This window comes from Streptomyces sp. NPDC007945, assembly GCF_042958885.1.
In the GTDB taxonomy this organism is placed as follows: domain Bacteria; phylum Actinomycetota; class Actinomycetes; order Streptomycetales; family Streptomycetaceae; genus Streptomyces.
Genome location: NZ_JBIBJV010000006.1, coordinates 291,286 through 308,078 on the forward strand (window position 1 = coordinate 291,286; position 16,793 = coordinate 308,078).

Below are 16,793 nucleotides of genomic sequence, written 5' to 3' on the forward strand. Positions count from 1 at the left end.
TCACAGGCAGAGCTTCGCCTCGTGCTCGGCGTGCCCGGCCGGCTCCAGCTGGAAGGTGCAGTGCTCCACGTCGAAGTGGTCGCCGAGGCAGCCCTGGAGGTCGTGCAGCATCTTCTCGTGGCCGACCGAGTCCAGCGCCCCCGCGTCCACCACCACGTGGGCGGAGAGGACCGGCATCCCGGAGGTGATCGTCCACGCGTGCAGGTCGTGCACGTCCTCGACGCCCGGCAGCGCCAGCAGGTGCGCCCGCACCTCCGCCATGTCCACGCCCTTGGGGGCCGCCTCCAGGAGCACGTCCAGGGTCTCGCGCAGCAGCTTCACCGTGCGCGGCACGATCATCAGGCCGATGACCAGGGAGGCGATCGGGTCGGCGTACTGCCAGCCGGTCGCCAGGATGATCGCGGCCGAGACGATGACGGTCACCGATCCGAGCGCGTCGGCGAGGACCTCCAGATAGGCGCCCCGGACGTTGAGGCTCTCCTTCTGTCCTCGCATGAGCAGCGACAGCGAGACGACGTTGGCCACCAGGCCCACCGCGGCGAAGGCGATGGCGAGCCCGCCCTTGGTCCCGGCCGGCTCCATGAACCGCTGGACCGCCTCGTACAGCACGTACCCGCCGACGCCGAGCAGCAGCAGGCAGTTGGCGAGCGCGGCCAGGATCTCCGCCCGGGCGAAGCCGAAGGTGCGGTTCCCGGACGGCGGCCGGTTGGCGAAGTGGATCGCGAGGAGCGCCATCGCGAGCCCGATCGCGTCCGTCGCCATGTGCGCCGCGTCGGCGATCAGCGCGAGCGAGTCGGCGACCACACCGCCGACGATCTCGACCACCATCACGGAGAGCGTGATCCCGAGCGCGATCCGCAACCGGCTGCGGTAGGCGGCGCCCGCCGTCCCCGTCGGCGGCGCGCCCCCGTGGCTGTGCCCGTGGTCGTGTCCAGCCCCCATGACATGGCCTCCCAAGTCCTGATCCGTCGGTGCCCGGATTCGCCAGTGAACTACGGGTGGGGGGTATGCGCAACACGGTACTGAACACCGTTGTCATTGCTCTGACCTGCGAAGATGCCCAACGGGCCGGGATTCGTACGATCACCTGCCGGAATGCCGTCCGGGTGGCCCCCGGCACGGGTTTGGAGGGCGGGCCGCCGATCACCGATGATGATCGCGCGGAGCGCGGCGCACCCCGGCGGCGGAGGGCGGACCGGGGAGCGTCCGGCGTGCGAAGCCTCGGTGAACTCACGCTCCGTCGATCCGATAGCCTCAGCCGACGTGCCGCCGCCCGGTGCCGGGGCGCACCGTCACGCCCGGAGCCGACAGGCCCCGCCGGCCCTCTGCCCGTTCCAAGGAGTGAGTTCGTCTGTCGACCGCCATCCTCACCGGCCCGCCGGCACCCGGATCCTCGCTCGACGGTGATCTGCGGTCGCTCGGCTTCCACGTCCGATGGGCCACCGGCGCCGAGGAGGCCCGTACCCTCCTGGCCGCCGTCCCCGCGGGCGAGCGCGTCGCCCTCGTCGACTCCCGCTTCGTCGGGCACCGCCACGCCCTGCGGCTCGCGCTGACCGACCCCCGCTTCCCGGCCGCCGCCGTGCCCGGGGCGCTCTCCGCGCAGCCCGAGGCCCGTCCGGCCCTGGTCCGCGCGCTGACCGCCGTCCCCGCGCCCACCGCCCCGACCGCCCCCGACCCGGACGGCGACCTCACCGGGGCCCTCGCCGACGCCCTCGACGCCGGCGGCGTCGCCGTGCACCGGCCCGCGCTCGGCACCCTCGTCGCCGCCGTCCCCACCGACGCCACGGCCCGCCACGAGGCGCGCGCCGCCGTCGCCGCCGTCGACGACGAGGCCGTCCGGCTCCGCTCCGCCGTGAAGGCCCACGACGGCTTCTTCACCACCTTCTTCATCAGCCCCTACTCGCGGTACATCGCCCGCTGGTGCGCCCGCCGGGGCCTCACCCCCAACCAGGTCACCACCGCCTCGCTGCTCACCGCGCTGATCGCGGCCGGCTGCGCGGCCACCGGGGAGCGCGGCGGCTACATCGCCGCCGGCGTGCTCCTGCTCGTCTCCTTCGTCCTGGACTGCACCGACGGGCAGCTCGCCCGGTACGCGCTCAAGTACTCGACGATGGGCGCCTGGCTCGACGCGACCTTCGACCGGGCCAAGGAGTACGCCTTCTACGCCGGTCTCGCCCTCGGCGCCGCCCGCGAGGGCGACGACGTGTGGACGCTGGCGCTCGCCGCCATGGTCCTCATGACCTGCCGGCACGTCGTCGACTTCTCGTTCAACGAGTCGAACGTCGCCGACACGGCCGCCGCGGGCTCCACCGCCAGGACCAGCCTGGCCCTGTCCAGCAAGCTCGACGGCGTCGGCTGGACCGTCTGGGCCCGCCGCATGATCATCCTGCCGATCGGCGAGCGCTGGGCGATGATCGCCGTCCTCACCGCCGCCACCAGCCCCCGGATCGTCTTCTGGGCGCTGATCGCCGGCTGCGCCTTCGCCGCCTGCTACACCACGGCCGGCCGGCTGCTGCGCTCGGTCAAGCGGCGCGGGCCGCGCACCGACCGCGCCGCCCGGGCCCTCGCCGACCTCGCCGACTCCGGCCCCCTCGCGCTCCTCGTCGCCCGGACCGCCCGCCGCCTGCCGGTGCCGGCCCCGGTCGCCGCGCTCCTCGGTGCCGTCCTGATGATCTCCGTCGCGGCCACCGCCCCGGTCGGGAGCTGGGCCGCCGTCGGCGCCGCCGGCGGCTACGCGGTCCTCGCGGGGCTCGCCGTCGCCCGCCCCCTCAAGGGTGCCCTCGACTGGTTCGTCCCGCCGTTCTTCCGCGCCGCCGAGTACACCACCGTGCTGCTGCTCGCCGCCCGCTCGGACGTCCCGCAGGCCGTCCCCGCCGCCTTCGGCCTGGTCGCGGCGGTCGCCTACCATCACTACGACACGGTGTACCGCATCCGCGGCGGCACCGGCGCGCCGCCCGCCTGGCTGGTGCGCGTCACCGGCGGACACGAGGGGCGCACGCTCCTGGTGACCGTCCTCGCCGCCCTCCTGGTGGGCCGCGGCGACGACTTCACCCTGGCGCTGACCGCACTCGCGGGCGCGCTCGCCCTCGTGGTGCTCGTGGAGTCCATCCGCTTCTGGGTCTCCTCCGGAGCGCCCGCTGTTCATGACGAAGGAGAAACAGCATGATCGGCCTCGTTCTGGCAGCCGGTGCCGGACGGCGACTGCGCCCCTACACCGACACCCTCCCGAAGGCCCTCGTGCCCGTCGACGGCGAGACCACCGTCCTCGACCTCACGCTGCGGAACTTCGCCGAGGTCGGCCTCACCGAGGCCGCGATCGTCGTCGGCTACCGCAAGGAGGCCGTCTACGCCCGCAAGGCCGAGCTGGAGGCCACGTACGGCCTCGCCCTCACCCTGATCGACAACGACAAGGCCGAGGAGTGGAACAACGCCTACTCCCTCTGGTGCGCCCGTGAGGTCCTGAAGCGCGGAGTGATCCTCGCCAACGGCGACACCGTCCACCCGGTCTCCGTCGAGAAGACGCTGCTCGCCGCCCGCGGCGAGGGCCGGAGGATCATCCTCGCCCTCGACACGGTGAAGTCGCTCGCCGACGAGGAGATGAAGGTCGTCGCCGCCGAGGGCGCCGGCGTCCGGAAGATCACCAAGCTGATGGACCCGGCGGACGCGACCGGCGAGTACATCGGCGTCACCCTCATCGAGCCCGAGGCCGCCGAAGAGCTCGCCGACGCGCTGAAGGCCACCTTCGAGCGCGACCCCGACCTCTACTACGAGGACGGCTACCAGGAGCTCGTCGACCGCGGCTTCACCGTCGACGTCGAGCCCATCGGCGAGGTCTCCTGGGTCGAGATCGACAACCACGACGATCTCGCCAAGGGCCGGGAGATCGCGTGCCGGTACTGACCCGACTGATCCCGTCGCCGGTCGTCGTCGACATCCGCCGGGGCGCCCTGGAGGGACTCTCCGCGCTCATGGCGGACGAGAGGATCTCCAGCAACGGCAAGATCGCCGTGGCGATCAGCGGCGGGTCCGGGATCGCCCTGCGCGAGCGCTTCTGCGCCGAGCTGCCGGGCGCCGACTGGTACACCGTGGCCGGCGGCACCATCGACGCGGCCGTGAAGCTGGCCGACGCCATGCGCGGCAAGCGGTACGACGCCGTGGTCGCGCTCGGCGGCGGCAAGATCATCGACGTGACGAAGTACGCGGCGGCCCGGGTCGGGCTGCCACTGGTCGCCATCGCCACCAACCTCTCGCACGACGGCCTGTGCTCGCCGGTGTCCACCCTGGACAACGACAACGGCCGCGGCTCCTACGGGGTGCCCACCCCCATCGCGCTCGTCATCGACCTCGACGTGATCAGGGACGCCCCCGTCCGCTTCGTCCGCTCCGGCATCGGCGACGCGGTCTCCAACCTCTCCGCCCTCGCGGACTGGGAGCTCTCCCACCGCGAGACCGGCGAGAAGATCGACGGCCTGGCCGCCGCCATGGCCCGCAGCGCGGGCGAGGCGGTGCTCCGGCACCCCGGCGGGGTCGGCGACGACGACTTCCTCGTCACCCTCTCCGAGGGCCTGGTGATGTCCGGCATCGCCATGTCCATCAGCGGCGACACCCGGCCCTCCTCGGGCGCCTGCCACGAGATCAGCCACGCCTTCGACCTGCTGTACCCGGCCCGCGCGGCCAGCCACGGCGAGCAGTGCGGCCTCGGCGCGGCCTTCGCGATGCACCTGCGCGGGGCCCGCGACGACTCCCTCGCCATCGTGGAGACCCTCCGCCGGCACGGCCTTCCGGTACGGCCGGAGGAGATGGGCTTCACGGTCGACGAGTTCGTGCGGGCGGTCGACTTCGCCCCGCAGACCCGGCCGGGCCGCTTCACCATCCTGGAACACCTCGACCTCTCCACCGACCAGATCAGGGACGCGTACGCCGACTATGCCCAAGCCATCGGTAGCTGAACTCCGCCCCGTCGTCCACCCGCCGGGCGTCAAGGACCGGCGGAGCGGCGAGCACTGGGGTGGCCGCCTCTACATGCGGGAGATCTCCCTCCGGATCACCCGCCGGCTGGCGGACACCAAGGTCACGCCCAACCAGCTGACCTATCTGATGACGCTCTTCGGCGTGCTCGCCGCCCCGGCGCTGCTGCTGCCCGGGATCTGGGGCGCCGTCCTCGGGGTCGTCGCCGTGCAGATGTACCTGCTGCTCGACTGCGTCGACGGCGAGCTGGCCCGCTGGAAGAAGCAGTACTCGCTGGCCGGCGTCTACCTGGACCGGGTCGGCGCCTACCTGTGCGACGCCGCCGTCCTCGTCGGCTTCGGGCTGCGCGCCGCCGACCTGTGGGGCGAGGGCCGGATCGACTGGCTGTGGGCCTTCCTCGGCACCCTGGCCGCGCTCGGCGCCATCCTGATCAAGGCCGAGACCGACCTGGTGGGCGTCGCCCGCCACCAGAACGGCCTGCCCCCGGTCAAGGAGGCCGCGTCGGAGCCCCGCTCCTCCGGCATGGCGCTGGCCCGCCGGGCCGCGGGCGCGCTCAAGTTCCACCGGCTGATCCTCGGCATCGAGGCCTCGCTGCTCATCCTGGTCCTCGCCATCGCCGACCAGGCCCGCGGCGACCTGTTCTTCTCCCGGCTCGGCGTGGCGGTCCTCGCGGGCATCGCCCTGCTGCAGACCGTGCTGCACCTCGTCTCGATCATGGCGTCGAGCCGACTGAAGTGAGCGGGCGCCGGCCGGGACTCCCGCGTCACCGGCCGGCCACCGCAATGGCGTACGGTGTGGCGACCCCGATGACTCGCCGAGTCGTCACACCGGCCGTCCGACATCGTGGTGATCCGACGTGCCGCACATCTTGAACACGAAAGTTTCGACTGTGAGTGACATTCACCAGGGCGGGGCGGTCGCGACGAACGCGCCCCCGTCCTCCGTCGACGAGGGCCTGGCCCCGGGCGACCTCGCCGCCAAGTACGGCCTGTCGGTCAGCGGCGCCCGACCCGGACTGTTCGAGTACATCCGCGAGCTGTGGAGCCGTCGCCACTTCATCCTGGCGTTCTCCTCGGCGAAGCTGACCGCCCAGTACAGCCAGGCCAAGCTCGGCCAGGTCTGGCAGGTGGCCACGCCGCTGCTCAACGCCCTCGTGTACTACCTGATCTTCGGGTTGATCCTGAAGGCGGGCAGGGGCATGAGCACGGAGGTCTACATCCCCTTCCTCGTGACCGGCATCTTCGTGTTCACCTTCACGCAGAACTCGGTCATGGCGGGCGTCCGCGCGATCTCGGGCAACCTCGGCCTCGTCCGGGCCCTGCACTTCCCGCGCGCCACCCTCCCGATCAGCTTCTCGCTCCAGCAGCTCCAGCAGCTCCTCTTCTCGATGGTCGTGCTCGCCGCCGTCGCGATCGCCTTCGGAAGCTACCCCTCGCTCAGCTGGCTGCTGCTGGTCCCGGCGCTCCTGCTCCAGTTCGTGTTCAACACCGGCCTGGCGATGATCATGGCCAGGATGGGCGCCAAGACCCCCGACCTCGCCCAGCTCATGCCGTTCGTCATGCGGACCTGGCTGTACGCCTCGGGCGTCATGTTCTCGATCCCCGTGATGCTCGCGGACAAGCCGGCCTGGATCGCGGACATCCTCATGTACAACCCGGCGGCGGTCTACATGGACCTGGTCCGCTTCGCGCTCATCGACGACTACGCGGCCTCGAACCTGCCCGCCCACGTCTGGGCCACCGCCCTCGGCTGGGCGCTGCTCTTCGGCATCGGCGGCTTCGTCTACTTCTGGAAGGCTGAGGAGAGGTACGGCCGTGGCTGACACCCCCCAGAACCCCCTGGCGCCCACCGTCATCTGCGAGGACGTCCACATCGTCTACCGCGTCAACACCGGGGGCGGCGGCAAGGGCAGCGCCACCGCGGCGCTCAGCCGGATCGTCGGCAAGGGCAAGGCCGAGATCAGCCGCGGGGTCCGCAAGGTGCACGCCGTCCGCGGCGTCACCTTCACCGCCTACCGGGGCGAGGCCATCGGCCTCATCGGCACCAACGGCTCCGGCAAGTCCACGCTGCTGCGCGCCATCGCCGGTCTGCTCCCCACCGAGAGCGGCAAGGTCTACACCGACGGCCAGCCCTCCCTCCTCGGCGTCAACGCGGCCCTGATGAACGATCTCACCGGCGAACGCAACGTCATCCTCGGCGGCCTCGCCATGGGCATGAGCCGCGAGGAGGTCCACGCGCGGTATCAGGACATCGTCGACTTCTCCGGGATCAACGAGAAGGGCGACTTCATCAGCCTGCCGATGCGCACCTACTCCTCCGGCATGGGCGCCCGGCTCCGCTTCGCCATCGCGGCCGCCAAGAACCACGACGTGCTCCTCATCGACGAGGCGCTCGCCACCGGTGACCGCAAGTTCCAGATCCGGTCCGAGGCGCGCATCCGCGAGCTGCGCAAGGAGGCCGGCACGGTCTTCCTGGTCAGCCACAGCAACAAGTCCATCCGGGACACCTGCGACCGGGTGCTCTGGCTGGAGAAGGGCCAGCTCCTGATGGACGGCCCGACCGACGAGGTGCTCAAGGCGTACGAGCGCGAGACCGCCCGCTGAGTTCCCCGCCGCACCCGTGCGCCGCGCCCCCGCCCCACCGGCGGGGGCGCTTCCGGTTTTCGCCCGTCGCGCCGCCGCCTGGAATGTTCATGCGGTCAACATCGGGCAGGATGAGCCCATGCCAGGGATCTCGGGCGGAAAGAACTACCACCACGGCGACCTGCGCAACGCCCTGATCGGCGCGGCCGTCGACCTCGCCAGCGAGGGCGGCCCCGAGAGGGTCGTGCTGCGCGAGGCGGCCCGCCGGGTCGGCGTCTCGCCGACCGCCGCCTACCGGCACTTCGACGGACGCGGCGAGCTGCTCCGCACCGTCCGCGGCCACGCCAGGGCCCGGCTCGCCGAGGCCATGGAGCGGGCCGCCGCCCGCGAGCCCGGCGCCGACGACCCGGCGCTCGCCGCCGAGCGCCGGCTCGCCGCCCTCTGCCGCGGCTACGTCGGTTTCGCCGTCGACCACCCCGGCCTCTACCGCGCCGCCTTCGGCACCGTCCGCCCCGCCGCCGGGGAACCGCCGGCCGGCGCTCCCGCACCCCCGGAGCCCGAGATCAGGGCCTTCACCCTCCTCCGGGAGACCCTGGAGGCGCTCGACCGCAGTGGCGGGCGCCGCTCCGCCTCCGGCGCCGCCGCCTGGTCGGCCGTGCACGGCCTCTCGCTGCTCCTCCTCGAAGGTCCGCTCCGCCGGCTCCCCGCCCGCCGCCGCGACGATGTCGTCGACGCCACCCTCGCCATGGTCGTCTCCGGAGCCCGCGCCCGCTGACCCCGGCAGGGCCCGTGCCATCGCCACAGGTCAGCCCGGTCCGCCCGGTCGGCGTGGCGGCAGACCCCCCGAATGGCGACATCCCTCGTACAACGTAAGCTGTACCGGTCCGATCCCCACCGCCCGCGGCGCCCCCGGGAGCGCCCGGCGGGCGCGCGCTCCGTGCGCGGCGGCGTGTCCGAAATAGGATGGATTGGATCGGCAGTGTAGAACGGGAGATATGACGGCCATGACGCAGAATCTCCAGCTTCACGTGGGTGTCGCCGTCCCCGCGCCGGGCGCCGCCCGGTGACGACTCCCCGGCACGTGCGCGCCGACGACCCCTCGCGCACCACACTCGGCAAGGCCGCGGACGAGAACTTCCCCGTGGCCCCCTTCTTCCTGCCCCGCGACTGGCGCGACGACCTCATGGCCGTCTACGGCTACGCCCGCCTCGTCGACGACATCGGCGACGGCGACCTCGCCCCCGGTGCCGCCGCCCCCTTCGGCCTCGGCCCCGACGCCGGCCCGCTCCCCCTCCTCGACGCCCTGGAGGAGGACCTGGACCGGGTCTTCGACGGGACGCCCCGCCACCCCCTGCTGCGCGCCCTCCAGCCCACCGTGCGGCGCCGCGGCCTCACCCCCGGCCCGTTCCTCGGCCTGCTCCAGGCCAACCGCCAGGACCAGCTGGTCAGCCGGTACGAGACGTACGACGACCTCCTCGCGTACTGCGAGCTCTCCGCCAACCCCGTCGGCCGGCTCGTCCTCGGCATCACCGGCACCGCGACCCCCGAGCGGATCCGCCGCTCCGACGAGATCTGCACCGCCCTCCAGATCGTGGAGCACCTCCAGGACGTCGCCGAGGACCTCGGCCGCGACCGGATCTACCTCCCCGCCGAGGACCTGAAGCGGTTCCACGTCACGGAGGAGGAGCTCGCCCGGCCGTCCGCCGGATCCGCCGTGCGCTCCCTCGTCGCCTTCCAGGCCGAACGCGCCCGCGCCCTGCTGCACGCGGGCGCCCCACTCGTCGGCAGCGTCCACGGCCGGCTGAGGCTGCTGCTCGCCGGCTTCACCGCCGGCGGACTCGCCGCGCTCGACGCCATCGCCGCCGCCGGCTTCGACGTCCTCGCCGGACCGCCGAAGCCCACCAAGCCGAGCCTGGCGCGCCAGGTGGGAGCGGTCCTGCTCCGGGCCCGCGCCGAGGGGGGAACATGACCGTCGAGGACACCACGACCCGGCCGTCCGCGCCGGTGCAGGCCGCGTACAGCTACTGCGAGGCCGTCACCGGACAGCAGGCCCGCAACTTCGCCTACGGGATCCGGCTCCTGCCCGCCGACCGGCGGCACGCCATGTCCGCCCTGTACGCCTTCTCCCGGCGGGTCGACGACATCGGCGACGGCACGCTCGCCCCCGAGGAGAAGCACGAGCGGCTGGAGACCACCCGGGCGCTGCTCGACCGGATCCGCAAGGGCGACGTCGCCGAGGACGACACCGACCCCGTCGCGGTCGCCCTCGCCGACGCCGCCCGCCGCTTCCCGATCCCCCTCGAAGGGCTCGACGAGCTGATCGACGGCGTCCTCATGGACGTCCGCGGCGCCACCTACCGCACCTGGGACGAGCTCAAGGTCTACTGCCGGTGCGTCGCCGGTGCCATCGGCCGGCTCTCCCTGGGCGTCTTCGGCACCCAGCCCGGTGCCGCCGAGTCCGAGCGGGCCGCCGAGTACGCCGACACCCTCGGCCTCGCGCTCCAGCTCACCAACATCCTCCGGGACGTCCGCGAGGACGCCGGGAACGGCCGCACCTACCTGCCCGCCGAGGACCTCGCCCGCTTCGGCTGCGAGGACGGATTCGGCTCCAGGATCCTGCCGGCCGGCGCCGACTTCGCCGGACTCGTCCACTTCGAGGTCCGCCGCGCCCGCGCCCTCTTCACCGAGGGCTACCGGCTGCTGCCCCTGCTCGACCGGCGCAGCGGCGCCTGCGTCGCCGCCATGGCCGGCATCTACCGCCGCCTCCTCGACCGCATCGAGCGCGACCCCGAGGCCGTGCTCCGCGGCCGCGTCTCGCTGCCCGGCCCCGAGAAGGCGTACGTCGCCGTCCGCGGCCTCTCCGGCCTCGACGCCCGCCACATCGCCCGCCGCACCGCGAGGAGGCCCGCCTGATGGCCCCCACCGGCACACCCGGGTCCGACCGCCCGGGCGCCGCGAAGGACACCCCCGAGACCCCCACCGCCGTCGTCGTCGGCGGGGGACTCGCCGGGATCACCGCGGCGATCCGGCTCGCCGAGGCCGGAGTCGCGGTCACCCTGCTCGAAGGGCGGCCCCGCCTCGGTGGCCTCGCCTTCTCCTTCCGGCGCGGCGAGCTGACCGTCGACAACGGCCAGCACGTGTACCTGCGCTGCTGCACCGCCTACCGCTGGTTCCTCGACCGCGTCGACGGCGCCCGGCTCGCCCCCCTCCAGGACCGGCTCGACGTGCCCGTCCTCGACGTCGCCCACCCCCGCGGCCCCCGGCTCGGAAGGATCCGGCGCGACCCGCTGCCGGTCCCCTTCCACCTGGTCCGCAGCCTCGCCACGTACCCCCACCTCTCGCTCGCCGAGCGGGCCTCCGTCGGCCGCGCCGCGCTCGCCCTCAAGAAGCTCGACCCCGCCGACCCGGCCCTCGACGGCATCGACTTCGCCACCTGGCTCGGCCGGCACGGCCAGTCGCCCCGGGCCATCGAGGCCCTCTGGGACCTCGTCGGCATCCCCACCCTCAACGCCCCCGCCCCGGACGCCTCCATGGGGCTCGCCGCCATGGTCTTCAAGACCGGGCTGCTCACCGACCCCGGCGCCGCCGACATCGGCTGGGCCCACGTGCCGCTCGGCCACCTCCACGACACCCTCGCCGGCAAGGCCCTCGACGGGCTCGGCGTCCGCACCCTGCTGCGCACCAAGGCCGAGCGGATCGCCCGCGCCGACGACGGCCGCTGGACCGTCGACGTGCCCGGCGAGCGCCTCGACGCCGACGCCGTCGTCCTCGCCGTGCCCCAGACCGAGACCCACGGCCTGCTCCCCGAGGGCGCCCTCGACGACGCCGACCGGCTCCTCGACATCGGCACCGCCCCCATCCTCGACCTGCACGTCGTCTACGACCGCAAGGTCCTGAAGCGGCCCTTCTTCACGGCCCTCGGCTCCCCGGTCCAGTGGGTCTTCGACCGCACCGAGGCGTCCGGACTCACCGGACCCGGCCAGTACCTGGCCGTCTCGCAGTCCGCCGCCCAGGACGAGATCGACACCCCCGTCGCCGCGCTCCGCGAGCGCTACCTCCCGGAGCTGGAGCGGCTGCTGCCGGCCGCCCGGGGCGCCGGGGTCCGCGACTTCTTCGTCACCCGCGAGCGGACCGCCACCTTCGCCCCCACACCCGGCGTCGGGCGCCTCCGCCCCGCCGCCCGCACCCGTGCGCCCGGCCTCTACCTGGCCGGCGCCTGGACCGCCACCGGCTGGCCCGCGACCATGGAGGGTGCCGTCCGAAGCGGCTTCAGCGCCGCCGGCGCCGCGCTCTCCGCCTTCGGCCGCCGCCACGACCATCCGCTGCAGGAGGCGGCATGAGTGTGATCACAGGAACCAGAGGAGAGACCGTGCCGACCGTGCCCCCGGGGACCCCGGCCGTCGACACCGCGGACGTCAGCGCCCTGCTGGAGAGGGGACGGACCCTGTCCACCCCCGTCATGCGGGCGGCCGTCGGCCGTCTCGCACCGCCCATGGACACCGTCGCCGCCTACCACTTCGGCTGGATCGACGCCGAGGGCAACGCCACCGACGCCGACAGCGGCAAGGCCGTGCGCCCCGCGCTCGCCCTGCTGTCCGCCGAGGTCGCGGGCGCGGCGCCCGAGGTCGGCGTCCCCGGCGCCGTCGCCGTCGAGCTCGTGCACAACTTCTCGCTGCTGCACGACGACCTGATGGACGGCGACGAGCAGCGCCGCCACCGCGACACCGTGTGGAAGGTGTTCGGCCCCGCCCAGGCGATCCTGGTCGGCGACGCGCTCTCCGCCCTCGCCAACGAGGTCCTCCTGGAGCTCGGCACCGTCGAGGCCGGCCGCGCCACCCGCCGGCTGACCACCGCCAACCGCAAGCTCATCGACGGCCAGGCGCAGGACATCTCCTACGAGCACCGCGAGCGGGTCACCGTCGAGGAGTGCCTGGAGATGGAGGGCAACAAGACCGGCGCCCTCCTCGCCTGCGCCGTCTCCATCGGTGCGGTCCTCGGCGGCGCCGACGACCGCACCGCCGACAAGCTGGAGGAGTACGGCTACCACCTCGGCCTCGCCTTCCAGGCCGTCGACGACCTCCTCGGCATCTGGGGCGACCCGGACGCCACCGGCAAGCAGACCTGGAGCGACCTGCGGCAGCGGAAGAAGTCGCTGCCCGTCGTCGCCGCCCTCGCCGCCGGGGGAGAGGCCTCCGAGCGGCTCGGCCGGCTCCTGGCCGAGGACGCCAAGACCCCCGACTTCGCCTCCTTCACCGAGGCGGACTTCGCCTACCGCGCCGCCCTCATCGAGGAGGCCGGCGGCCGCGAGTGGACCGCCGAGGAAGCCCGCCGCCAGCACACGATCGCGCTCCGCGCCCTCGACGAGGTGGACATGCCCGCCCGGGTGCGCGACCAGCTGATCGCCCTCGCCGACTTCGTCGTCGTACGGAAGAAATGATCACCCACAGCCAGATATGAGTGCGCAGTCGCCGGCCGGTGCCACCCGCACCGGCCGACGGCAGACCCGCAGGAGCAGAAGCAACCGACTGCCACGAAGGGGAAGCCATGACAGCGACGACCGACGGAAGCGCCGGGGCTCTCGGCCCCCTCGCGCCCGCGGCCAGCACCACTCCACCGCACACCACCACCACGACCACGGCCGCACGCCTCGACGAGTCCGCCGCCCGCGCCGTCCGCGCCGCCACCGACCACCTCCTCGCCCGCCAGGCCCCCGAGGGCTGGTGGAAGGGCGACCTGGAGACCAACGTCACCATGGACGCCGAGGACCTCCTGCTCCGCCGCTTCCTCGGCATCTCCGACCCGGACACCACCGCGGCCGCCGCCCGGCACATCCGCAGCCGGCAGTACGAGGACGGCACCTGGCCCACCTTCCACGGCGGGCCCGGCGACCTCTCCGCGACCGTCGAGGCGTACGTCGCCCTGCGGCTCGCCGGGGACCGGCCCGAGGCCCCGCACATGGCCCGCGCCGCCGCCTGGATCAGGGCCGGGGGCGGGATCGCCGCCGCCCGCGTCTTCACCCGCATCTGGCTCGCGCTCTTCGGCTGGTGGCGCTGGGAGGACCTGCCCGAGCTGCCGCCCGAGCTGATGTTCCTGCCCCCGTGGTTCCCGCTGAACATCTACGACTTCGGCTGCTGGGCCCGCCAGACCATCGTGCCGCTCACCGTCGTCTCGGCGAAGCGTCCGGTCCGCCCGGCGCCCTTCCCCCTCGACGAGCTGCACACCGACCCCGAGCACCCGGCGCCGAAGCGTCCGCTCGCCCCGCTCACCGGCTGGGACGGCCTCTTCCAGCGCCTCGACCAGGCGCTGCACGCCTACCACCGCTTCGCCCCGCGCGGGCTGCGCCGGGCGGCCATGAACAACGCCGCCCGCTGGATCGTCGAACGCCAGGAGAACGACGGCTGCTGGGGCGGCATCCAGCCCCCCGCCGTCTACTCGCTGATCGCCCTCCACCTGCTCGGCTACGACCTGGAGCACCCGGTCATGCGGGCCGGCCTGGAGTCCCTCGACCGGTTCGCCGTCTGGCGCGAGGAGCCCGAGGGCCCGGCCCGCATGGTGGAGGCCTGCCAGTCCCCGGTCTGGGACACCTGCCTCGCCACCATCGCCCTCGCCGACGCCGGCCTGCCCGCCGACCACCCGGCGCTGGTGAAGGCCGTCGACTGGATGCTCGACGAGGAGATCACCAAGGCCGGCGACTGGGCCGTCCGCCGGCCCGGACTCCCGCCCGGCGGCTGGGCGTTCGAGTTCCACAACGACAACTACCCCGACATCGACGACACCGCCGAGGTGGTCCTGGCCCTCCGCCGGGTCCGCCACCCCGACCCCGCCCGGGTCGACGCGGCCGTCGCCCGCGCCGCCCGCTGGACCCTGGGCATGCAGTCCGCCAACGGCGCCTGGGCCGCCTTCGACGCCGACAACACGGGCGTTTTGCCCAACAAACTCCCCTTCTGTGACTTCGGTGAGGTCATCGACCCGCCCTCCGCCGACGTCACCGCCCACGTCGTGGAGATGCTGGCCTGGGAGGGCCGGGCCGCCGACCCCCGCACCCGCCGGGGCATCGACTGGCTCCTCGCCGAACAGGACCCGAACGGCGCCTGGTTCGGCCGCTGGGGCGTCAACTACGTCTACGGCACCGGCTCGGTGCTCCCCGCCCTCACCGCCGCGGGGCTTCCCACCTCCCACCCGGCGATCCGCCGGGCGGTCGCCTGGCTCGCCGCCGCGCAGAACCCGGACGGCGGCTGGGGCGAGGACCTCCGCTCGTACGACGACCGCTCCTGGATCGGCCGCGGCGCCTCCACCGCCTCCCAGACGGCCTGGGCGCTCATCGCGCTCCTCGCCGCCGGGGAGCGGGACTCCGAGACGGTGCGGCGGGGCGTGGCCTGGCTGGTGGAGACCCAGCGCGAGGACGGCTCCTGGGACGAGCCGTACTTCACCGGCACCGGCTTCCCCTGGGACTTCTCCATCAACTACCACCTCTACCGGCAGGTCTTCCCGCTCACCGCGCTCGGCCGCTACGTGCACGGCGAGCCCGTCCCCGGCCGGAACCCGTGAGGGAGCGCGACCGCCCTCCGGGGGAGCCGGAGGCCGCCGTCCCGCCGCTCCTCGTCGCCTGTGCCCTCGGCATCGAGCGGTTCGCCCTGCGCGGCGGCGAGCGCGCCGGGGCGTCGGGGCCCGTCCGGGTGCTGCGGACCGGCATGGGACCCGCCCACGCCGCCCGCGGAGTGGCGCGGGCGCTGGCCCGCGAGGGCTGGGGCGCCGCCGCCGTCGTCGCCTCGGGCTTCTGCGCCGGACTCGCCCCCGGGATGCACCCCGGCGACCTGGTGGTCGCCGAGGAGACCCGCGGCCCGGACGGCGCCCTCGCCTGCGACGGCACGGACCTGCTCGTCGAGGCGCTCGCCCGGGCGGTGCCGGGGCGGACCGTGCACACCGGTCCGCTGACCGGCTCCGACCACGTCGTGCGGGGCCCCGAGCGGGCCGCGCTCGCCGCCGGCGGGGCGATCGCCGTCGACATGGAGTCCGCCACCACCCTGCGCACCGCCCGGGCCGCCGGACCCCGTCCGCTTGCGGCCGTACGGGTGGTCGTGGACGCCCCCGAACACGAACTGGTCCGGATCGGCACGGTGCGCGGGGGAATATCGGCCTTCCGCGTCCTCCGTGCCGTCCTTCCCGCTTTCTTCGAATGGCACCGTTCTCTGCTGCTCCCCAGGAGGTGAGCCGGTCATGGCCATGCCGCTCCGTCAGTCCGTCCGGGTCGGGACCTATCTCTTCGAACAGAAGCTCCGCAAGCGGGACAAGTTCCCCTTGATCGTCGAACTGGAGCCGCTCTACGCCTGCAACCTCAAATGCGAGGGGTGCGGCAAGATCCAGCACCCGGCCGGCGTCCTCAAGCAGCGGATGCCCGTCGCCCAGGCGGTCGGCGCCGTCCTGGAGTCCGGCGCCCCGATGGTCTCCATCGCCGGCGGCGAACCCCTGATGCACCCCCAGATCCACGAGATCGTCCGCCAGCTGGTCGCCCGCCGGAAATACGTCTTCCTCTGCACCAACGCGATGCTGCTCCGCAAGAAGCTCGACGACTTCAAGCCGTCGCCCTACTTCGCCTTCGCCGTCCACATCGACGGACTGCGCGAACGCCACGACGAATCGGTGGCGAAGGAGGGCGTGTTCGACGAGGCCGTGGCGGCGATCAAGGAGGCGAAGCGGCGCGGATTCCGGGTCACCACCAATTCGACCTTCTTCAACACCGACACCCCGCAGACCATCATCGAGGTACTGAATTTCCTCAACGACGACCTCCAGGTCGACGAAATGATGATCTCGCCTGCCTACGCCTACGAGAAGGCGCCCGACCAGGAACACTTCCTCGGCGTCGAGCAGACCAGGGAACTCTTCAGGAAGGCCTTCGCCGGCGGCAACCGGCGCCGCTGGCGGCTCAACCACTCGCCGCTCTTCCTCGACTTCCTCGAAGGGAAGGCGGACTTCCCGTGCACCGCCTGGGCGATCCCCAACTACTCCCTCTTCGGATGGCAGCGCCCCTGCTATCTGATGAGCGACGGCTACGTCCCCACCTACCGCGAGCTCGTCGAGGACACCGACTGGGACAAGTACGGCCGCGGCAAGGACCCGCGCTGCGCCAACTGCATGGCGCACTGCGGCTACGAACCCACCGCCGTGCTCGCCACCATGGGCTCCCTCAAGGAGTCGCTGCGCGCGGTCCGCGAGACGGTCTCCGGGAGCTGAGGGGCGGGC

At 73.3% G+C, this 16,793-nt stretch carries 15 protein-coding genes; 14 read left to right on the top strand and 1 reads right to left on the bottom strand.

Translation table 11 applies throughout. From position 1 onward, the window contains the following. Nucleotides 1-942 (bottom strand): cation diffusion facilitator family transporter, encoded by a 942-nt coding sequence (locus ACFZCF_RS21040; RefSeq protein WP_388445704.1) that lies wholly within the window; start codon nt 940-942, stop codon nt 1-3. A 409-nt stretch (nt 943-1,351) separates the two neighbouring features. Between ACFZCF_RS21040 and ACFZCF_RS21045 the strand changes: the two genes are divergently transcribed. The 14 genes from ACFZCF_RS21045 (at nt 1,352) to hpnH (ending at nt 16,784) form a co-directional block, all read left to right on the top strand. Beyond that, complete coding sequence (locus tag ACFZCF_RS21045) at nt 1,352-3,166, top strand: DUF5941 domain-containing protein (protein WP_391288245.1); 1,815 nt, start codon at nt 1,352-1,354, stop codon at nt 3,164-3,166. Beyond that, nucleotides 3,163-3,900, top strand: coding sequence for a sugar phosphate nucleotidyltransferase (locus tag ACFZCF_RS21050; protein ID WP_388445707.1), 738 nt, complete (start codon nt 3,163-3,165; stop codon nt 3,898-3,900). The genes ACFZCF_RS21045 and ACFZCF_RS21050 overlap by 4 nt, the downstream gene beginning before the upstream one ends. Beyond that, nucleotides 3,888-4,949: an iron-containing alcohol dehydrogenase gene (locus ACFZCF_RS21055; RefSeq protein WP_391287921.1), complete on the top strand. Its 1,062-nt coding sequence runs from the start codon at nt 3,888-3,890 to the stop codon at nt 4,947-4,949. The genes ACFZCF_RS21050 and ACFZCF_RS21055 overlap by 13 nt, the downstream gene beginning before the upstream one ends. Continuing rightward, nucleotides 4,927-5,706 (top strand): CDP-alcohol phosphatidyltransferase family protein, encoded by a 780-nt coding sequence (locus ACFZCF_RS21060; protein ID WP_388445713.1) that lies wholly within the window; start codon nt 4,927-4,929, stop codon nt 5,704-5,706. The genes ACFZCF_RS21055 and ACFZCF_RS21060 overlap by 23 nt, the downstream gene beginning before the upstream one ends. Before the next feature lie 151 nt (nt 5,707-5,857). After that, nucleotides 5,858-6,790 (top strand): ABC transporter permease, encoded by a 933-nt coding sequence (locus ACFZCF_RS21065; protein WP_391287923.1) that lies wholly within the window; start codon nt 5,858-5,860, stop codon nt 6,788-6,790. After that, entirely contained in the window at nt 6,783-7,571 is a 789-nt protein-coding gene (locus ACFZCF_RS21070) for an ABC transporter ATP-binding protein (protein ID WP_388445719.1), read from the top strand. The genes ACFZCF_RS21065 and ACFZCF_RS21070 overlap by 8 nt, the downstream gene beginning before the upstream one ends. 118 nt (nt 7,572-7,689) lie before the next feature. Then, the gene (locus tag ACFZCF_RS21075; protein ID WP_388445722.1) at nt 7,690-8,325 is read left to right on the top strand and encodes a TetR/AcrR family transcriptional regulator; all 636 of its coding nucleotides are present in this window, start codon (nt 7,690-7,692) and stop codon (nt 8,323-8,325) included. A 288-nt stretch (nt 8,326-8,613) separates the two neighbouring features. Further along, nucleotides 8,614-9,519, top strand: a complete 906-nt coding sequence (hpnC, locus tag ACFZCF_RS21080) for a squalene synthase HpnC (protein WP_388445725.1) — start codon at nt 8,614-8,616, stop codon at nt 9,517-9,519. Beyond that, nucleotides 9,516-10,463, top strand: a complete 948-nt coding sequence (hpnD, locus tag ACFZCF_RS21085) for a presqualene diphosphate synthase HpnD (protein WP_391287926.1) — start codon at nt 9,516-9,518, stop codon at nt 10,461-10,463. The genes hpnC and hpnD overlap by 4 nt, the downstream gene beginning before the upstream one ends. Next, a complete protein-coding gene (hpnE, locus tag ACFZCF_RS21090; RefSeq protein ID WP_391287929.1) occupies nt 10,463-11,890 on the top strand; it encodes a hydroxysqualene dehydroxylase HpnE in 1,428 nt (475 codons plus the stop codon). The genes hpnD and hpnE overlap by 1 nt, the downstream gene beginning before the upstream one ends. After that, on the top strand, nt 11,887-12,987 hold the full coding sequence (locus tag ACFZCF_RS21095; RefSeq protein ID WP_388445735.1) for a polyprenyl synthetase family protein: 1,101 nt from the start codon (nt 11,887-11,889) through the stop codon (nt 12,985-12,987). The genes hpnE and ACFZCF_RS21095 overlap by 4 nt, the downstream gene beginning before the upstream one ends. Nucleotides 12,988-13,094: 107 nt before the next feature. Continuing rightward, nucleotides 13,095-15,098 carry a squalene--hopene cyclase gene (gene shc / locus ACFZCF_RS21100; protein WP_391287931.1) on the top strand — a complete coding sequence of 668 codons (2,004 nt, stop codon included), beginning with the start codon at nt 13,095-13,097 and terminating at the stop codon, nt 15,096-15,098. Next, nucleotides 15,095-15,760: a 1-hydroxy-2-methyl-2-butenyl 4-diphosphate reductase gene (locus tag ACFZCF_RS21105; RefSeq protein ID WP_391287933.1), complete on the top strand. Its 666-nt coding sequence runs from the start codon at nt 15,095-15,097 to the stop codon at nt 15,758-15,760. The genes shc and ACFZCF_RS21105 overlap by 4 nt, the downstream gene beginning before the upstream one ends. 7 nt (nt 15,761-15,767) lie before the next feature. Further along, nucleotides 15,768-16,784, top strand: coding sequence for an adenosyl-hopene transferase HpnH (gene hpnH, locus ACFZCF_RS21110; protein ID WP_388445744.1), 1,017 nt, complete (start codon nt 15,768-15,770; stop codon nt 16,782-16,784). Nucleotides 16,785-16,793 lie beyond the last annotated feature (9 nt).